Source organism: Amycolatopsis sp. lyj-109, assembly GCF_046548995.1.
Classification (GTDB): Bacteria; Actinomycetota; Actinomycetes; order Mycobacteriales; family Pseudonocardiaceae; genus Amycolatopsis.
Genome location: NZ_JAJPWR010000006.1, coordinates 137510 through 156259, shown reverse-complemented (window position 1 = coordinate 156259; position 18750 = coordinate 137510). Strand labels below are relative to the sequence as shown.

The following is an 18750-nucleotide window of genomic DNA, read 5'->3' as shown; positions in this document are numbered from 1 at the left end:
TCTCGCTATGCTTGACTGTCACAAGCCACGAGACTCAGGGGGAGAAGTGGTCTCCGCTCAGGACGCCGTCGTCGATCCGTCGCCCGCTGAAAAGCTGATTCTACTCGATCACGACATCAGGCGACTGGAGTACGAGCTTCTCGTGGCTCGGCGCAGAAAGCGCTGGGGAAACATCCTCATCGTCACAGGCCCGCTCCTGCTGATCGCGCTTTGGATCGTCAGCGGCTTCTCCCAGTTCGACATCCGGTCCGCGAACTCTCAAATTTCCGCGGTAGTAGGACTCGCCGGGACGGCGATGCTGCTCAAGGCCGTCCACTATAGGCTTGAGCCCGGCGGACCTCGTGAGACACGCCTACGTGACGCAGAGAAGTTCTTCGGCACGCGGAAGCTCGAGGCAGATCTGGAACTGGAACTGACCTTGCGGCGCGACAAACGCAAGCTGGCGGTGAGCGAGGGCGAGCTCAGCCTCAAGCAGCGACGCCTCGCTTACAAGGCAGAAGCCTTTTCCGACGTCGATCGATTCCGTGCCGAGAACAAACGGTACCGGCGAATCCAGAACGTGCTGCAAGGGATTCTCATCATCGGATCCTTGGCCACGACGGCGATTGCCGGTATCTCGCTGATCTCGCCGCTGGCGAAATGGGGCACCATGGCGACAAGCTTCCTCGTCGGCATCGCCAGCGGGTTCATCGCCGCCTTCAAGTACCGCGAGCGAGGGGCGTACCTCCAGCAGACCGCGGACGCGATCGAGTCCGAATGGGAAGCGTTCGACCTCGGTGTCGGCCGGTACAAGCACTATGGCTCCGACGAGGACGGCCAGACGAACGCACTCGCGGATTTCGCCGAGGAGGTCTACCGCCTGAAGACGGAACAGAAGAAGCGCGAACAGAACCTCGACCAGCCGCCGTCCGATGAGCGATCCGGGCCCTCGGCCGCGAGCTAGAGATCTACTCCCGCCACCCCGACAGCTCCACGCCCTTCGCGACATCGACCCGGTACGAAAGGGTCACCTTGCCCGTCTCACCCGGGTCCAGCGTCAACCGCCACGTGAATTCACCCAAGGCCGAAGTCTCCACGGGGGCCGGCGATGTCTTCACGTCCCGCACGGTGATCGTGTCGTCTCGGGAGACCGGGGCTTGGTCCAGAACGGTGACGGTGGCGGGCCGCGGCCCGTGGTTGCCGATGGAGATATTGTACTCGGCCTCGCGCCGCTTCTGCCCCGACAGTGTCGCCTTGGACGCCGTCCGCCGCACCAGTTCCCGCTCGACCCGGATCCGGTCGTCGGCGCCCAGGGCCAGTTCCAGTTCTTCCCCGGGAGCCCACGGTTCGAGCACGGTCGTCCCGACGAACTCCGCGTCGTGGAACACCGAAGCCCGGCCGGGCCGCAGGGCGTGCTCCGACGTGTTCTCCACCGTGGCGCGCAAGTACGCCTCTTCCGCCAGCACCGGCGCCGTCACGTACCCCAGCTCGGCCGTGAGCGAAAGCTGCGCCAGCGTCGTCCGATGGCCGGAAGCCCCGGACGGCACCGCGACCGGCCGCGAAGGCCGGTAGGTGACCGCCGTCGTGCCCTGCTCGACCGCGGCCAGCTTGTTCTCCATCACCGAAGCCGACGACGCCATGTACTGCCGCCGTACGCCGTCCGGGATCCCGCCGCCCGACCCGCCGTACGCCGCGGCGGGCGCGGCCGGGACGGGGAGGACTCGATCCAGGTACCACGGCCGGAGTTCCGGCACCACCACCGACACCGCGGGCCGGGCCGTCGACAGCGCCAGCTCGCACTCCGGCCAGTCCTCGCCGGTGTATTGGCTGACCAGCCCGTACGACACCACGGTGACGTCGGTGCCGCGCACCCGGATGTCGTAACCCGGTTCCCAGCTCGCGCCGGGGACCACATAGGACAGTTCCAGCTCGGCTTCCGCGGTGGTGTCCGGGATCTCCAGCTCGACGAGCACCGAGGTGCTGTCCTGCCCGGACTGCGCGCCGTGCGCCTCGATCCGCCGGTCGAGCGCCGCGAGGTCCTCGCGCAGCCGCGCGATCCGCTCGCTCAGCACCCGGCGCGCCTTCAACGCCGACGCCAGCCGTGAACTCAGTGCGTCGGTGACTTCGGCGACGCGGGAAGGTTCGGCGGTGCCGGCTGCGAGGGCCTTGGCGAAGCTGCCGCCGCTGCGCTTCGCGAGCGAAGTCAGCAGATCGACCTTCATCGTTTCGGCCGCTTCGTCGTCCAGGACGCCGTCGAGCGTGGCCTGGTCCGCACGCCGCTGCTCGACGAGCGTCTGGAACTCCGCGCTGGCCGGGGCGGCGTGCCATTCGGTGCGCACGTCGACGCCGGTGATCAGTGCGGGCCCGCTGCCGGTGACGCGCACCGAGCCCGGGTCGAGCGCCGGGGGCAGCCCGGCGAACTCCAGGCGCGGTCCGCCGTCGAGCGGAGCCTTGCCCCGGCGGGTGATCCGCGCCTGCTGCGGGTAGACGGTCACGGCGGTGATCGGCGCTTCGACGGTCGGCATGCCTCCGACGTTAGTCTCTTGACACCCCCGCGGGCGGAGCGGAAGTGTCATCAGTCGTCCGCTTCGCCCGGCTTGGGGGTTTGAGTGAAAGCCGCAGTCCTGCTCGCCGCCGTCCTCGCGCTGCCGCTGACCGCGGGCATCGCCGAAGCCGCGCCACCGGCCCCGGTGTTCTCCGGCGGCCAGGCGCAACCGGTGTTCGACCCGGCCGACGTCGTCCGCGAAGACGTCTGGGTCACCGCGCCCGTCGACAGCGACCACGACGGCAAAGACGACCTCGTGCACGCCCAGGTGGTGCGCCCGCGCGCGACCCAGCAGGGCCTGAAGGTGCCCGTCGTCTACCAGGCCAGCCCGTACTACGCCGGCGGCAACGACGTCGCGAACCACGACGTCGACGTCGAGCTGTCGGTGCCCGGGTACGCCCGCGGCCCGGAAGGCCCGCGCGTCGCCGCGCACGGCGTCGGCCCGGCCACCCCGATCAACTGGCGCTACCAGGACTACTTCACCGCGCGCGGGTTCGCCGTCGTCTACGGCGAGTCGCTCGGCACCGGGCTCTCGACCGGCTGCCCGACCACCGGGGACGTCAACGAGACGATCGGCGCGCGCTCGGTCGTCGACTGGCTCAACGGCCGGACCTCCGCGCGGGACACGACCGGCGCCGCGGCGACGGCGGACTGGACGACGGGCAAGACCGGCATGATGGGCGTCTCCTACAACGGGACGCTGCCGAACGCCGTCGCGAGCACCGGCGTCGCGGGCCTCGAGACGATCGTGCCGATCGCGGCCATCTCCAGCTGGTACGAGTACTACCGCCACGACGGCGCGGTCGTCGCGGCCGGCGGCTTCCAGGGCGAGGACGCCGACGTGCTCGCCGAGTACGTCCACACCCGCGCCGACCGGCAGGTCTGCCGCCCGGTGATCGACGGGCTGACCCGCGACCAGGACCGGGTCACCGGCGACTACACGCCGTTCTGGGACGTCCGCAACTACCGCAACGACGTCGGCAAGGTGCGCGCGTCGGTGCTCGCGGTGCACGGCCTCAACGACTGGAACGTCAAGACCGAGCAGGTCGCGACCTGGTACGAGGCGCTCAAGGCCCGCGGCGTCGAGCACAAGATCTGGCTGCACCAGTCCGGGCACGCCGACCCATACTCGCTGCGCCGTGACGTCTGGCTCGCGACGCTGAACAAGTGGATGTCGCACTACCTGTACGGCATCGACAACGGCATCCAGAACGAGCCGAAGGCGACGATCCAGCGCGAGGACAAGTCGTGGACCGACGAGGCCGACTGGCCGGCGCCGGGCACCTCCGACGTCCGCGTGTACCCGTGGCCGGGCGGCCGCTCGAAGGGCACGATCGACACGCGCAACCCGGTCCCGGGCACGGCGGCCGCGGAAACGCTCGCCGACGACTCGTCGAAGACGATCGAGCAGCTGGCCGCCCTCGCCTCCTCCGGCAACCGCCTGTTGTACGCGACTCCGGCGGCGAAGCAGGCCGTACGCCTCTCCGGCACCGCCCGCGCCGACCTGGCGCTGGCGTTCGACCGGCCCGCGGCGAACGTCTCGGCGATCCTGCTCGACCGCGCCCCCGACGGCACGTCCCACGTGATCACCCGCGGCTGGACCGACCCGCAGAACCGCACGTCGCCCGCCCGCACCGAGCCGATCACGCCCGGGCAGACCTACCGCATCGGCGTCGACCTGATGCCGAAGGACTACGTCCTCGCGGCGGGCCACCGGCTGGAGGTCCTGGTCGCCTCCAGCGACCACGACTACACGCTGCGGCCGAAGCCGGGCGCGGGGCTCGCGCTCGACCTCACGAAGACGTCGGTCACGCTGCCGGTCACGGGCGGCAAGCCGGCGCTGCGGGCCGCGTTCGGCTGATGCTGCCGGAGCACCTCCGGGCCGACGTCCGCACGTTGTGGGACTACCACGACCTGCGGCACGAGCCGCGGCGGTCGGACGTCGGGATCGGGCTCGGCAGCCGCGATCCCGGCGTGGCCGTGCACGCGGCGGAGCTGTTCCACGCCGGCTGTTTCCCGCTGCTCGTCTTCACCGGGGCCAACGCCCCGACGACGGTGGACCGCTTCCCCCGCGGCGAAGCGGTCCACTACCGCGAGATCGCCCTTGACCTCGGGGTGCCGGACGCGGCGATCCTGGTCGAACCCGCGGCCCGCCACACGGGGGAGAACATCGTGTTCACCCGGCGGCTGCTCGCCGCGCGGGGGATCGCGGCCCGGACCGTGACGCTCGTTTCCCGGCCCTACCAGCAGCGCCGGGCGTACGCGACGGCCAAGCGGTGGTGGCCCGAAGCCGACCTCGTCTGCGCGGCGAAGGGTGTCTCGCTGGAGGAGTACGTCGCCGGCTGTGAAGAGACCGAGCGCGTGATCGGGATGCTCGTCGGCGAGACCCAGCGGATCACCGAGTACGCCGAGCGGGGCTTCGCGATCCCGCAGCGCATCCCACCCGGCGTCGAGCGGGCGTTCGGCAGGCTGGTCGAGGCGGGGTTCACGCAGCGGCTGGTCACGGTCCGCGGTGGCGATCACTCACTGTAACGATCGTCGCAGGTCAGGCGACTTATCGGCGTTCCATCCGCTGCGAGAGGACCCGCCATGACCTCGACCGCCGAGCCCACCTTGGAGAGCCTGCGCACCCAGCTGTCCGGAGCCGTGCTGACCGACGGCGAACCGGGCTATGACGTCGCCCGGTCGGTCTGGAACGGGGAGATCGACCGCCGCCCCGCGGTGGTGGTGCGGCCCGCCGGGCCCGCCGACGTGGCCACGGCGCTCGCGTACGCGCGTGAAGCCGGCCTCGAGGTCTCGGTGCGGGGAGGCGGGCACAACTACGGGGGCGCCGCGGTCGTCGACGGCGGGCTCTGCCTCGACCTGAGCTCGCTCGACGCGATCAGCGTCGACCCGGACGGCCGGACCGTCCGCTGCGGCGGCGGGGCGACGTGGGCGCAGCTCGACGCGGCCACGCAGGAGCACGCGCTCGCGGTACCGGGCGGCACGATCAGCCACACCGGCGTCGGCGGGCTGACCCTCGGCGGCGGCTTCGGCTGGCTCACCGGCAAGCACGGGATGTCGTGCGACAACCTGCGCTCGGTCGAACTGGTCACGGCCGACGGCGAGATCCTGCGCGTGTCCGCCGGGGAGCACCCCGACCTGTTCTGGGCGCTGCGCGGGGGTGGCGGCAACTTCGGCGTCGTCACCGAGTTCGAGTTCCGGCTGCACCCGATCGGCCCGATCGTCCACCTGGGACTGTTCTTCTACGGCCTCGACGACGGCGTGGCCGCGTTGCGTCACGCTCGCGAGCTGCTCCGGACGTTGCCGGGCGAACTGGGGGTGCTCGTGGCCGGGCTCAACGCGCCGCCCGCGCCGTTCGTCCCGGAGCTGTTCCAGTTCCAGCCGGGCTACGCCGTGCTGATCGCCGGTTTCGACGGGGAGGAGCAGCACGCCGAGGCGGTCCGGGCGGCGCGGTCCGGGCCGGCGCCGCTGTTCGAGTTCGTCTCGCCGATCCCGTACGTCGAGCTGCAGCGGATGCTCGACGGCGCCGCGCCGTGGGGCATCCTCGCCTACGAGAAGGCCGCCTACGCCGACGGCTTCACCGACGAGGTCATCGAGGTGATCGCGGACTTCCTGCCGCGCAAGACGTCCCCGTTGTCGATCATGCCGATCTTCGCGATGCGGGGCGCCTTCACGGAGGTCGCCGACGACGCGACGGCGTTCGGCGGCCCGCGTCGCGAGAGCATCCTGATCAACATCGACTCGCTCGCGACCGAGCCGGAGCCGTACGCCGTGGACCGCGCGTGGGTGCGCGAGTTCTGGGAAGCGCTGGTGCCGGTCTCGTCCAACTCGGCGGGCTACGTGAACTTCATGGCCGAGTACGAAGCCGACCGCGTCCGGACGTCGTACGGCCCGGATAAGTACGCGCGGCTGGCGCGGATCAAGGCGGCCTACGACCCGCGGAACTTGTTCCACCACAACGCGAACATCCCGCCCGCGCCGTGACGGGTCAGCCGGCGATGCCCGCCCGGTAGGCGAACGCGACCGCCTGCGCGCGGTCACGCAGCCCGGCCTTGGCGAACAGGTGGTTCACGTGGGTCTTCACGGTCGCCTCGCTGACCACCAGGGTGCGCGCGATTTCGATGTTCGACAGGCCCGCCGCGATCAGCCGCAGCACCTCGATCTCGCGGGCGGTCAGGCCTTCGATCTCCTTGACGCGCGCCGGGGTGCTGCTGCGGGCGGCGGCTTCGACGAGCCGCCGCTGCAGCTCCCCGTCCACTGTGGACTGCCCGGCGGCGGCCGAGCGCAGCGCCCGCGCGATGGACTCGGCGTCGGCGTCCTTGGTGAGGAACCCGCGGGCGCCGGCCCGCAGCGCGGCCAGCAGCGACTCGTCGTCGGCATACGTGGTCAGCACGACGACCTCGGTGTCCGGGTGCCGGGCGCGGATGCGCTCGGTGGTCTCCACACCGTCGCAGCGCGGCATCCGCAGGTCCACCAGCACGACGTCGGGGTGGTGTTCGGCGACGAGCTCGAGCGCGGCCAGGCCGTCGGCCGCGGCGCCGACCACCTCGACCCCGGGCAGCAGCCCGAGCAGCGTGACCAGGCCTTCCCGGACCACCGCCTGGTCGTCGGCCAGCACCACGCGCAGCGTCATGCTGGCACCGTCAGGTGAATCCGCCATCCGTTCTCCCCCGGCCCACTTTCCAGTCGCCCGTCGAGCAGCGCGACCCGTTCGCCCATCCCGCGCAAACCGTAGCCTGCTGCCGGCGCGTCCGGCGGACGCCGGCCCTGCCGGTCGGCCACGGTGAGCTCCACCGACCCGTCGGCGTAGTCGAGCGTGACGTCCACTTCGGCCTGTGGCGCGTGCTTGCGGGTGTTGGCCAGCGCCTCCTGCACCGCGCGGACCAGCGCGGTGCCGACCGTCGGGTCCAGTTCGCGCGGCTCGCCCTCGATCCGGAGATCGGCGCGGGCGCCGCTGTCGAGCCGGTACGCGGCGAGCAGATCGGCGATCGCGCGTTCGACCGGAACGGCGTCCTCGCGCAGCGCGGCCACCGCCTTCCGGGCCTCGGCCAGGCCGTCCGACGCCAGCTTCTGGGCCCGTTCGATCTGCGCGACGGCGTCCGGGCTCGCCCCGTCGCGCACCAGCATCAGCCGGGCGCCCTGCAGGTTCAGCGAAAGCCCGGCGAGCGAGTGCGCCAGGACGTCGTGCAGCTCGCGGGCGATGCGGGCGCGTTCGGCGAGGGCGGCCGCGCGGGCGTGCTCCTCGTTCGCGGTCTGCGCGCGGGCCAGCGCCAGCTCGGTCTGCTCGATGCGGGCGAGGCGGGCCCGCCGGTTCAGGCCGAGCAGCACGATCACGACGACGACCGCGTACGTGGGCAGTGCGCCCTGCCAGGTGCCGTGCAGGACGGCCCAGCAGGTGATCGCGGCCACGTCGATCACGACGGCCAGCACGATCGGGCCGGTCCGCTGCTTGAGGACGACGAAGAAGGTGGTGCCGAACATCGTCACCGACGCCCAGCTGTTCGGCACGACCGCCAGGAGCGTGGCCGCGGCGGCGATCACGGTGATCGCCACGGTCGGCGCCCACCGGTGCGCGGCGGCGTCGTGGAGCCACAGGACCGGGATCGACAGGGCCAGGGTGACCCCGATCAGGATCCAGGCGAGGGTGTTCGCGCGGGGCATCGCGGCGAACATCGGCCCCGCGACGAGTGCGCAGCGCAGCCAGTCCTGCGCCTGGGGCCGTCTGGTCGTCATTCCGGCAGTCCTCCGCGGGTGCTTGTACGGAAAATGTACCGGCGGGGACTTCCCTTCGTGGAGTCAAGTTGTCCCGTTTGTCAGGAGGTTCCCCCATGTCCAGGTTGCGACGGCTCGCCCTGCTCGCCGCCGCCGCGGCGCTCCCCGCGCTCGGCCTCACGCTCGCCGGTCAGGCGACGGCCTCGGCCGCGCCCAACTTCCAGGTGCCCTTCAAGTGCGGGGTCACCGTGGACGCGGCGACGTTCAGCGGCCACAGTCCCGAATACTCCGTCGACTTCCAGAAGTCGGGCATCACGGGCATGCCGGTGCTCGCCGCGGCGTCCGGCACCGTCACCCGGGTGGAGGACAAGGGTGCCACCAGTTACGGCAAGTGGATCGAGGTCGACCACGGTGGCGGCTGGAAGACCCGGTACGCGCACCTGTCGGTGCAGGAAGTGTCCGTCGGCGCGTCCGTGGCCGGTGGCAAGGAGATCGGCAAGGCCGGGGCGACCGGTGGCGTCACCGGGCCGCACCTGCACTTCGAGGAGATCCTCAACGGCGCGGTGCAGAAGGCGAAGCTGAACGGTGTCGCGGTGCCGTACTACGCACACACCAACTTCACGAGCAAGAACGGCTGCGGCGGCAACCCGTACTCGGCCGAAGAGGTGTGCGGCGACGACTTCTCCGTCGTGGACCAGCAGGCGCTGGCCAACGGGTCGGGCACGGCTTACCTGCTGTACAACGCTTCCACCAAGGCGAACTGCGTGACCACGATGAAGGCCACCTCGCTCGGCACGGCCAGCGACGTCTCGGCGTTCCTCGAGGTCGAGGGTGCGGCCCGGGTGACCGATTCCGGCAGCTTCACCTACTACGCCGGGCCGGTCAAGAAGACCGCCGACTCGACCTGCGTGAAGTGGGGTGGCTCGGTGGGCAGCAACACCTACGAGAGCGGGTTCGAGCACTGCAGCTGACCCCTGTGAAATCCGCGAAGATCGCCGCAAGGTGATCAGCGTTCGGCCGGTGGGGCCGGGCAGCATAGCCCGCCCCACCGACAGGAACCGCCCGCCCGGCCGCCGCCGGGCGGTTTCCGTCCACATCGGTCCCGGCCATCCACAGATTTCGGCCCGGCGCCCCATCCCGGCCCGTCCTGCCCCACTGTGGAGGCATGACCACAACCACGCCCGACCTCCGCAACCCGGCGCAGCTGCTGGCCGCGCTCCCGTACCTGATCGGCTTCCGGCCCGCGAAGTCCGTAGTCCTGCTCGGCCACCAGTACCCGGGTGACAGCCCGGGCCTGGTGCTGCGCGGCGACCTCCCGCGCCGCGAACACCGGGCCTGCCAAGCGCGGGCGATGTCCCGCCGGTTCGCCGCGGGCGGCCACGTCGGCGTCACCCTGGTGATCGTCGGCGGGCGGCGAAGACCGGAAAAGCCGCCGCCGCACGCGGGTTTCGTCGCCGACCTGGCGCGTGAGCTGGAGGAGGTCGGGCTCCCGGTGCTGCACGCCCTGTGGACGCCCACGATCAAGGAAGGCGCCCCCTGGGCGTGCTACCGCATCGAAGACTGCGCAGGCGCATTGCCGGACCCTCGTGCCACGATCGTGGCGGCGGCCGCGACGGAGAGCGGAACGGTGGCGTTCGACAGCCGCGAGGAGCTGGAAGCACTGCTGGCCCCTCGGTCACCGGAGGCACTCGCCCGCCGCGCGGATCACTTGTCCCGCTTGACATCCCCACCCTGGCCGGAGGCAACACGCGTCGACGACGCGGCGTCGGTGGTCAGTGCGGCGTTCGTCCGCCAACGCCGGGATGAAGGGCCGCCGACGGACGAGGAAGCGGTCCTGCTGGCAAACGCGTTGAAGCTGCCCGACATCCGCGACCTGTGCCTGGCGATGGCGGTACCCCCGGCCACCGCGCGGGCCAGGGAGGCCGAGCACCTCTGGCTGACGCTGGTCCGCGAGCTCCCACCCCCGCACCGGGCGGAACCAGCGGCCCTGTTGGGCTTTACGGCCTACCTCCGCGGCGACGGAGCATTCGCGGGCATGGCTCTGGACAACGCCCTGGAGGCGGCACCGGATCACGTGCTGGCGTCGCTGTTGAGGCAGGTGCTGGACAGCGGAACGCCTCCGGAGGTGATCCGCGGCTTGGCGGCAGCGGCGGCCGGTCCACTCGTCGGCTTCGGTCTGGAACCCGCGGATTTCGATGTGGGTCAAGCGGCCTGAGGACCCTGGCCGCGCCCGGGCCTGGTGTCCTCTGTGGACTCCTGGCTTCGAGTCTGCCGAGGCCCGGCGGCCCCGGCGCGCCAGGGCAAAGCCCAGCCCGCCGGCCGCCGCCGATCAGCGCAGCGTCAGCCCCGCCGGGACTGGGTGAACTCCCAGGCGTCCCGCACGATCCCGGCCAGCTCGGTCCGCTCCGGCTTCCAGCCCAGTTCTTCGCGCGCCCGGTCGCTGGCCGCCACGAGCACCGACGGGTCGCCCGCCCGGCGCGGAGCCACCGCCGCCGGCACCGGGTGGCCGGTCACCTCGCGGCAGGCCTCGATCACCTCGAGAACGGAGAACCCGGTGCCGTTGCCCAGGTTGTAGATGCGGTGCTCGCCCGCGGTGGCGTGCTTCAGCGCCAGCAGGTGCGCGTCCGCGAGGTCCACGACGTGGATGTAGTCGCGCACCGCCGTGTGGTCCGGCGTCGGGTAGTCGTCGCCGAAGATCTGGATGCGCTCGCGGTCGCCCGTGGCGACCTGGAGAACGAGAGGAATGAGATGGGTTTCCGTGGTGTGGCGCTCGCCGAAGGTGCCGTACGCACCCGCGACGTTGAAGTAGCGCAGGCTCACCGCCGCCAGGCCGTGCGCGACGGCGAAGCTGGTGATCGCGGCGTCGATGGCGAGCTTCGTGGCACCGTAGGTGTTGGTCGGCCGGGTCGGCGCCGTCTCCGGGATCGGCGACTGCTCCGGCTCGCCGTAGGTCGCCGCCGTCGAGGAGAACACCAGGCGGGGCGTGCCGTGCTCCTGCATGGCCTCGAGCAGCCGCAGGGAGGTGACGACGTTGCCTTCCCAGTACTTCGCCGGCTCCGACATCGACTCGCCGACCAGCGACTTGGCCGCGAAGTGCAGCACGCCGTCGAAGCCCTCGCGCAGCAGGCTGCCCGCCACCTCGGCGGCGTCGCCTTCGATGAACCGCGCGTCCGGGTGGACGGCGTCGGCGTGCCCGGTGGACAGGTCGTCGACGATGGTGACCTGGTGCCCGGCTTCGACCAGCCGGGCGGCGCAGACACTTCCGACGTACCCGGCTCCGCCCGTCACGACCAGCTTCAGGGCGTTGCTCTGCTCCGACACATCCAGGCCTTCCTGCCGAGGGTGACTGTGTCCCACAGTCTTCCCCCTTGCCGACGCGCGGGTCCGGCCGGGGGTTGCCCCGGGCGGACCCGCGCGGCGTCAGAGCTCGTCGCGGCCGGCGCCGCGGGAGGGCACCGCCGTGAACATCCGCGGCCGCCGGTAGCCGGCCTTTTCGTAGGCCGCCTCGACGGCCTCCTTGACCCGCTCCAGATCGGCGTCGCGGACCAGCGCGATCGCCGAGCCGCCGAAGCCGCCGCCGGTCATCCGCGAGCCGAGGGCACCGGCCGCCCTGGCCGCGTCGACCGCGAGGTCCAGCTCGGCCGTGGAGATCCGGTAGTCGTCGCGCATGCTGACGTGCGAGGCGTCCAGGTACGGCCCGATGTCGGCCAGCCGCCCGGCGCGCAGCAGCGCGACCGTCTCGAGCACCCGCTCGTTTTCGGTGACGACGTGCCGCACCAGCGGCACCAGGTCCTCCGGCAGCCGGTCGAGGGCGGCGGAGAGACCTTCGACGGTGATGTCGCGCAGCGCCTTCACCCCGAGCAGCTCGGCCGCCCGTTCGGTGCCGCGGCGGCGCTCGCCGTACCCGCCCTCGGCGTGCGAGTGCTTGGTGCGGGTGTCCATGATCAGCACCTGCAGCCCGGCCTCGGCGAGGCCGAACGGCACCTGCTCCTGCTCGCCCGACCGCACGTCGAGGAACAGCACGTGGGATTCGGTGCAGCAGAGGGACGCCGTCTGGTCGAGCAGTCCGGTGGGGGCGCCGACGAAGTCGTTCTCCGACCGTTGCACCCACCGCGCGACCTCGGGCCGCGTCGGGACGTCGGCACGGCTGCCGTCCAGCTCCAGACCGGCCAGCCCCAGCAGCGCCAGCGACACCGCGCATTCGAGCGCGTGGGAGGAGGACAGACCCGCCCCCGACGGCACGTCCCCGGCGATCACCAGGTCGGCGCCGTTCGCGAAGCCCTGGTCGCGCAGCACCCAGGCGACGCCCGCCGGGTACGCGGCCCACCCTCCGACCGAGCCCGGAGCCAGGTCGGTGATCTTGAGGTCGCCGGAGCGCTGGAGCTGGCCGTCGTCGCCCAGGGTGGCGACGGACAGGACGCCGTCCTCACGGGGCGACGCCGCCACGGCCAGCCGGTGCGGCAGGGCGAACGGCAGCACGAAGCCGTCGTTGTAGTCGGTGTGCTCGCCGATGAGGTTGACGCGGCCGGGCGCCGACCAGACGCCGGCCGGGGCGGTGCCGTGGACCGTGCGGAACGCCGCCACGGCCTCCGAAGCGGGGCTCATCGAGCCTGCGCCAGGACGGCGTGCAGCGCGGAGCTGGCGACCTGGGCGGTGGTGTCCCCGCCGGTGACCTCGATAGTGGCGCCGTTGGCCTTGCCGACGGTGACCGTGCCGCCCGGCACGATGCCGACGGACTTGAGTTCGGTCATCAGCGACTCGTCCAGCTGGACGTGCTCGGCGATGCGCCGGATCTCGACCCGGCCGCCACCGGTGCGGGCGAACTCGTCGAGCCGGACCAGGTCGGCCTCCGCGGGCGGCGCGGGTTCGCCGTCGCCCAGCTTGTCGAGGCCGGGGATCGGGTTGCCGTACGGGGACGTGGTCGGGTGGTCGAGCAGCTTGACCAGCTTGCGCTCGACGGCCTCGCTCATCACGTGCTCCCACCGGCACGCCTCGTTGTGCACGTGCTCCCACTCGAGCCCGATCACGTCGACGAGGAGGCGTTCGGCGAGGCGGTGCTTGCGCATGACGGCGATGGCCAGTTCCCGGCCGTGGTCGGTCAGCTGCAGATGCCGGTCGTCGGCGACCACGACCAGCCCGTCACGCTCCATCCGGGCGACGGTCTGGCTCACGGTCGGGCCGCTCTGCTGCAGGCGCTCGGCGATGCGGGCGCGCAGCGGAACGACACCTTCTTCTTCGAGCTCGTAGATGGTACGCAAGTACATCTCGGTGGTGTCGATGAGATCGTTCACGCTGTCCCCTTCGTCCGCGTTGCTCATCGTAGTCGTTGACCCGGGCAGCGGCGGCGGGCCTCGGGGGTACAGCACCGATGGTTACCGATCCGACCACAGTCACGGCCGAAGACTTCGCGGCGATGGTCACGCGCCGAGCGGGGACGGCCTGCTTTCGGCCGGATCGGTGACAACTCGCCGGTGGGGGATATGTCCGCACCCCGGCGCGGCCGGGTGGGCGGCCGCTGGAAGATGGGAGGCATGCGTCCGCTGATCAGCACCACCGACCTCGCCGCCGCGCTGGCCGGCCCGGCCGGGGACCGTCCCGTGGTCCTCGACGTCCGCTGGCGGCTCGCCGGCCCGCCCGGCGCCGACTCCTACCGCGAGGGTCACGTGCCCGGAGCGGTGTTCACCGACCTCGACAGCGTCCTCGCGGGCAAGCCGGGTGAAGGCGGCCGGCACCCCCTGCCCGACCCGGCCGACCTGCAGCGCGACCTGCGCGCGGCCGGCGTACGGGAGGGCACCCCGGTGGTGGCCTACGACGACGCGGACGGCTCGGTGGCGGCCAGGGCCTGGTGGCTCCTGCGCTGGGCGGGCCACGAAGAGGTGGCGGTCCTCGACGGCGGTTACGCGGCGTGGACGGCCGAGGGGAACCCGGTCAGCACGGAAGAGGCGCACCCGGAGCCGGGCGACCTCACGGTCCGCCCGGGAGGCATGCCGGTCCTGGACGCGGACGAAGCGGCAGCCCTGGCCCGCGACGGCCTGCTCCTCGACGCCCGGGCCACCCCGCGGTACGCGGGCGAGACGGAGCCGGTGGACCCCCGGGCAGGCCACATCCCGGGAGCGGTGAACGCCCCGTTCGCGGCCCACCTCGGCCCGGACGGCCGCTGGCGAGGCCCGGCCGAGCTGGCGGAGAGGTTCGCGAGCCTGGGTCTCCGCCCGGGCGAGCCGGTCGGCGCCTACTGCGGCTCAGGCGTGACGGCCAGCTCGGTGGTCCTGGCCCTGGAGCTGGCCGGGCACCCGGCAGCGGGCCTGTACGCGGGCTCGTGGTCCCACTGGTCCCGAGACCCGCAGCGCCCGGCAGCAACGGGCACCCTGCCAGGCTGACCGAGACCCATCGCCGGCGGCGGCCCCAACGGCGCCCCGCACCCCGCGCCGGGCCGGTCCGACTCCCGTGACCACCGTGTTTCCGGCCGTCCCGCTGATCCAAGCGCCCCAAGGCGGCCTTCGGTGCGTCTCACGCACCCAAGGCGGCCTTCGGTGCGTCAGACGCAACCAAGGCCGCCTTGGGACGCTGGAACCAGCCGCGTCCCGGCACCGGCGGAGCCAACCGGACCGGGGTTTTCCAGTCCACGGATTTACCCGATCGGCACTAGAGTCGGGCGGTATGTCGCCGGCCGTTGTTTGGGACCGTGCTCTGCTCGGTTATGACCTGGGTGGGGATCACCCCTTCAATCCCGTCCGGCTGGAGCTCACCGTCCGGCTGGCCACCGAGCTCGGCGTGCTTCAGGACGTCGAACTGCTCGTCCCCACCGGCGCCGGGGACGACGAACTGCTCCGGATCCACGCTCCTGAATACCTCGCCGCCGTGCGGGATGCGCCGCTCGTCGGGTGGGATGTCGGGCATGGGCTGGGCACCTCCGACAACCCCGTCTTCCCCGACATGCACGACGCCTCCGCGCTCGTCGTCGGGTCGACGCTGCTCGCCGCGCGGAAGGTCGCCGAAGGCGAAGCGAACCGGGCCGTCAACATCGCCGGGGGGCTGCACCACGCGATGCGTGACCAGGCCGCCGGCTTCTGCGTCTACAACGACTGCGCCGTGGCCATCTCCTGGCTGCTCGACCACGGTTTCGACCGCATCGCCTACATCGACACCGACGTCCACCACGGCGACGGCGTCCAGGCCGCCTTCTACGACGACCCCCGCGTCCTCACCATCTCGATGCACCAGCACCCCTTCACGCTCTGGCCCGGCACCGGCTACTCCGCCGAGACCGGCCGTGGGAAGGCCGACGGCACCTCCGTCAACGTCCCGCTGCCGCCGCGCACGCGGGACCCCGGCTGGCTGCGCGCCTTCCACGCCGTCGTCCCGTCCCTGCTCGCCGGCTTCGAACCGCAGCTGCTGTTCACCCAGTGCGGGGTCGACTCCCACGAAGAGGATCCCCTGGCCGACCTCTCGCTGAGCGTCGACGGCCACCGCACCATCTACGCCACCCTGCGCGACCTCGCCGAGACCTACGCCGGTGGCAAGTGGATCGCCGTCGGCGGCGGGGGCTACCAGCTGATCCGGGTCGTCCCGCGATCCTGGACGCACCTGATCGCCACCGTCCTCGACCGGGACGTCGACCCGGCAACGCCGCTGCCGCCCGGCTGGGTCTCGACGGTGAGCCGGGCCGCGCCGCACGCCGAGCTCCCGCAGACCATGACCGACGATCGCGACACCGGGTTCAAGCCATGGGGCGACGGCGAGGACGACCCGGTCGACGTCGCCGTCCGGGACACCCGGCGCGCCGTCTTCCCGCTGTACGGCCTCGATCCGGACGACCCCAGGGACTGACGATGACCGGACGGGATCCCTTCGACTACCCCCGCGACTGGGAAGCCGACGTCGTGCTGTCCGACGGCGGCACCGTCCACCTTCGCCCGATCGTGCCCACCGACGCCGACGGCCTGGTCGCCTTCCACGCGAAGCTCTCCGAGCGCACCCGCTACTTCCGCTACTTCGGTGCCTACCCGCGGATCCCTGAGAGGGACCTCAAGCGGTTCTCCACGGTGGACCACCACGACCGGGTCGCGTTCGCCGCGTTCCTGGGCGACGACATCGTGGCCGTCGGCCGGTACGAGCGGCTCGACCACGGCCCGTCGGCGGAGGTCGCCTTCGTCGTCAGCGACGTCCACCAGGGCCGCGGGCTCGGCTCGATCCTCCTGGAGCACCTCGCCGCGGCCGCGTCCGAATGCGGGCTGCGCCGGTTCGTCGCCGAGGTGCTCGCCGAGAACGCCGCCATGGTGCGCGTCTTCCGCGACGCCGGTTACCAGGTCCGCCGCGAGATCGAGGAAGGCGTGCTGCACCTGGAGTTCGACATCGACCCGACCGAGGAGTCCCTCGCCGTCGCGCGCTCGCGGGAGCAGGCGGCCGAGGCGCGCAGCGTGCACAACCTGCTGCACCCGTCCTCGATCGCGGTCATCGGCGCCTCCACCGAGCCGGGCAAGGTCGGGCACGTCGCCTTCGTGAACCTCCTGGCCGCCGCGTTCACCGGCACCGTCTACCCGGTCAACGCGGAGCACCGCGCGGTCCGCGGGGTCCGCGCGTACCCGTCGGTGCTGGACATCCCGGACCCGGTCGACCTGGCACTCGTCGCGGTGCCCGCCGAAGTCGTCGAGTCCGTTTTGGACGCTTGCCTGGCGAAGGGCGTGAAGACGCTGCTGATCCTGTCCAGCGGGTTCGCCGAAGCCGGGCCGCGCGGCCTGCACGCCGAGCTGCGGCTCGTCGGCGAGGCGCGGGCGCACGGCATGCGCGTGGTCGGCCCGAACGCGCTCGGCGTGCTCAACACCGCGCCCGGGATCCGGCTGAACGCCACCCTCGCGCCGCGGCTGCCCGGCCGCGGGCGCACCGGTTTCTTCTGCCAGTCCGGCGCGCTGGGCACCGCGATCCTCGCCGACGCCGAATCGCGCGGTCTCGGCCTGTCGACGTTCGTTTCGGCCGGGAACCGTGCCGACGTCTCGGGCAACGACCTGCTCCAGTACTGGGAAACCGATCCGGACACCGACCTGGTACTCCTGTACCTCGAGTCCTTCGGCAACCCGCGCAAGTTCGCGCGGCTGGCCCGGCGGCTCGCCCGGACGAAGCCGATCGTCGCGGTCAAGTCCGGGCGGCACGCGGTCCGGCCGCAGCTGGCGGCGACGTCGACGGAAATCGACGAGGCCAGCGTCCAGGCGCTGTTCGAGCAGGCCGGTGTCGTGCGGGTGGAGTCGCTGGCGCAGCTGTTCGACACCGCGCTCGTGTTCGCCCACCAGCCGCTGCCCGCCGGCCCGCGGGTCGGCATCGTCGGCAACTCCAGCGCGATCGGGCTGCTGGCCGCCGACACCGCCCGGATGCAGGGCCTGCGGCTGGCCTCGGACCCGGTGGACGTCGGCCCGCAGGCCGGGCCGGAAGAATTCGCGAAGGCGGTCCGCGAGGCGCTCACCTCGCCGGAGACCGACGCGCTGGTCGTCGTGTTCGCGCCGCCGGTGGCGATCCCCGGGACAGCGTACGCGCGCGCCCTGCGGGAAACCGTCGTCGAGCTGGGGCAGCGGAAGCCGATCGTCTCGACGTTCCTCGCCGCCGAAGGCGTCCCGGACGAACTCGCGGTGCTGACGGGCGACGGCGTGCCCACGCGCGGCTCGATCCCGTCATACCCGAGCCCCGAACGTGCGGTGAACGCCCTCGCCCGGGTCGTGCGGTACGCCGCGTGGCGGCAACGCCCGCAGGGCACGCTGGTGCGGCCCGCGGGGATCCACACCGAACAGGCGCAGGGCATCGTGCGCGAGCTCGTCGAAGCCGACAGCGGCAAGACGACGCTGCTTTCGGACGCCGACGTGGTGCGGCTGCTGGACTGCTACGGCATCGGCGTGGTGCCGTTCCGCATCGTGTCCACTGTGGACGACGCGGTCGCGGCGGCGGGCGAGCTCGGCTACCCGGTGACGCTCAAGGCGGTCGACGAGCGGCTGCGTGGCCGCCCCGATCTGGCCGGGGTCCGGCTCGACCTGGCGTCCGAAGATTCGGTGCGCAGGGCCTACGAGACGTTGCGCGAGATCTCCGGCGACGAGGAGGTCTACGTCCAGCGGATGGCGCCCAAGGGCCTGTCGTGCGTGATCGGGCTGCAGGACGACCCGTCGTTCGGCTCGCTCGTGTCGTTCGGGCTGTCCGGGCTGGTCAGCACGCTGCTCGGCGACCGCGCCTACCGGGCCGTGCCGCTCACCGACGTCGACGCCGCGACCCTCCTGCGCGAGCCGCGGACGGCGCCGCTGCTCACCGGTTACCGCGGCGACGAGCCCGCCGACCTCGCCGCGCTGCAGGACATGGTGCTGCGCGTCGCCGCGCTGGCCGAGGACAACCCGGAGGTGCGGTCCCTGGTGCTGGACCCGATCCTGGCCTCGCCGGACGGTGCCTTCGTCGCCAATGCCCGCCTGGTGCTGGGGGCGCCGCCGTCCCGGCCCGACACCGGCCCGCGCCGGCTGCGTGCGATCAACCCGCAGGACTGA

The 18750-nt window shown here is 72.1% G+C and carries 15 protein-coding genes; 9 read left to right on the top strand and 6 right to left on the bottom strand.

The window, feature by feature from the left end:
* Nucleotides 1–46 precede the first annotated feature (46 nt).
* Nucleotides 47–943 (top strand): SLATT domain-containing protein, encoded by an 897-nt coding sequence (locus ACLJQF_RS15220; protein WP_410609224.1) that lies wholly within the window; start codon nt 47–49, stop codon nt 941–943.
* Between the two features lie 4 nt (nt 944–947).
* Here the strand turns inward: ACLJQF_RS15220 and ACLJQF_RS15215 are convergent, their stop codons facing one another.
* Complete coding sequence (locus ACLJQF_RS15215) at nt 948–2504, bottom strand: DUF4139 domain-containing protein (protein WP_410609222.1); 1557 nt, start codon at nt 2502–2504, stop codon at nt 948–950.
* 84 nt (nt 2505–2588) lie between these two features.
* On the opposite strand from ACLJQF_RS15215, the gene ACLJQF_RS15210 reads away from it, so the two are divergent.
* Genes ACLJQF_RS15210 through ACLJQF_RS15200 form a run of 3 tightly spaced genes read left to right on the top strand, consistent with a single transcriptional unit; the run spans nt 2589 to nt 6511 of the window.
* A complete protein-coding gene (locus ACLJQF_RS15210; RefSeq protein WP_410609220.1) occupies nt 2589–4385 on the top strand; it encodes a Xaa-Pro dipeptidyl-peptidase in 1797 nt (598 codons plus the stop codon).
* Nucleotides 4385–5056, top strand: a complete 672-nt coding sequence (locus tag ACLJQF_RS15205) for a YdcF family protein (RefSeq protein ID WP_410609219.1) — start codon at nt 4385–4387, stop codon at nt 5054–5056. The genes ACLJQF_RS15210 and ACLJQF_RS15205 overlap by 1 nt, the downstream gene beginning before the upstream one ends.
* 57 nt (nt 5057–5113) lie before the next feature.
* Nucleotides 5114–6511, top strand: coding sequence for an FAD-binding oxidoreductase (locus tag ACLJQF_RS15200; RefSeq protein WP_410609218.1), 1398 nt, complete (start codon nt 5114–5116; stop codon nt 6509–6511).
* Between the two features lie 4 nt (nt 6512–6515).
* On the opposite strand, the gene ACLJQF_RS15195 is transcribed toward ACLJQF_RS15200, so the two are convergent.
* Together ACLJQF_RS15195 and ACLJQF_RS15190 are read right to left on the bottom strand one after the other, a co-directional pair.
* Entirely contained in the window at nt 6516–7160 is a 645-nt protein-coding gene (locus ACLJQF_RS15195) for a response regulator (protein ID WP_410609216.1), read from the bottom strand.
* A complete protein-coding gene (locus ACLJQF_RS15190) occupies nt 7157–8260 on the bottom strand; it encodes a sensor histidine kinase (RefSeq protein WP_410609214.1) in 1104 nt (367 codons plus the stop codon). The genes ACLJQF_RS15195 and ACLJQF_RS15190 overlap by 4 nt, the downstream gene beginning before the upstream one ends.
* A 95-nt stretch (nt 8261–8355) precedes the next feature.
* Here ACLJQF_RS15190 and ACLJQF_RS15185 point away from each other — a divergent pair, with 95 nt between their 5' ends.
* Both ACLJQF_RS15185 and ACLJQF_RS15180 read left to right on the top strand, forming a co-directional pair.
* Nucleotides 8356–9210: a M23 family metallopeptidase gene (locus ACLJQF_RS15185; RefSeq protein WP_410609212.1), complete on the top strand. Its 855-nt coding sequence runs from the start codon at nt 8356–8358 to the stop codon at nt 9208–9210.
* Between the two features lie 194 nt (nt 9211–9404).
* Nucleotides 9405–10454 (top strand): DUF4192 domain-containing protein, encoded by a 1050-nt coding sequence (locus ACLJQF_RS15180; RefSeq protein ID WP_410609209.1) that lies wholly within the window; start codon nt 9405–9407, stop codon nt 10452–10454.
* A gap of 125 nt (nt 10455–10579) precedes the next feature.
* Here ACLJQF_RS15180 and galE read toward each other — a convergent pair whose 3' ends face one another.
* From galE to ACLJQF_RS15165, 3 genes are all read right to left on the bottom strand, one after another.
* Complete coding sequence (galE, locus tag ACLJQF_RS15175; RefSeq protein ID WP_410609207.1) at nt 10580–11560, bottom strand: UDP-glucose 4-epimerase GalE; 981 nt, start codon at nt 11558–11560, stop codon at nt 10580–10582.
* Between the two features lie 99 nt (nt 11561–11659).
* The gene (galK, locus tag ACLJQF_RS15170) at nt 11660–12844 is read right to left on the bottom strand and encodes a galactokinase (RefSeq protein WP_410609205.1); all 1185 of its coding nucleotides are present in this window, start codon (nt 12842–12844) and stop codon (nt 11660–11662) included.
* On the bottom strand, nt 12841–13557 hold the full coding sequence (locus tag ACLJQF_RS15165) for a metal-dependent transcriptional regulator (protein WP_242547000.1): 717 nt from the start codon (nt 13555–13557) through the stop codon (nt 12841–12843). Before ACLJQF_RS15165 ends, galK begins: the two co-directional genes overlap by 4 nt.
* Nucleotides 13558–13770: 213 nt before the next feature.
* Here ACLJQF_RS15165 and ACLJQF_RS15160 point away from each other — a divergent pair, with 213 nt between their 5' ends.
* The 3 genes from ACLJQF_RS15160 (at nt 13771) to ACLJQF_RS15150 (ending at nt 18750) form a co-directional block, all read left to right on the top strand.
* The gene (locus tag ACLJQF_RS15160; protein WP_410609204.1) at nt 13771–14616 is read left to right on the top strand and encodes a sulfurtransferase; all 846 of its coding nucleotides are present in this window, start codon (nt 13771–13773) and stop codon (nt 14614–14616) included.
* A 280-nt stretch (nt 14617–14896) separates the two neighbouring features.
* A complete protein-coding gene (locus ACLJQF_RS15155; RefSeq protein ID WP_410609203.1) occupies nt 14897–16066 on the top strand; it encodes an acetoin utilization protein AcuC in 1170 nt (389 codons plus the stop codon).
* Between the two features lie 2 nt (nt 16067–16068).
* Nucleotides 16069–18750 (top strand): GNAT family N-acetyltransferase, encoded by a 2682-nt coding sequence (locus tag ACLJQF_RS15150; RefSeq protein WP_410609202.1) that lies wholly within the window; start codon nt 16069–16071, stop codon nt 18748–18750.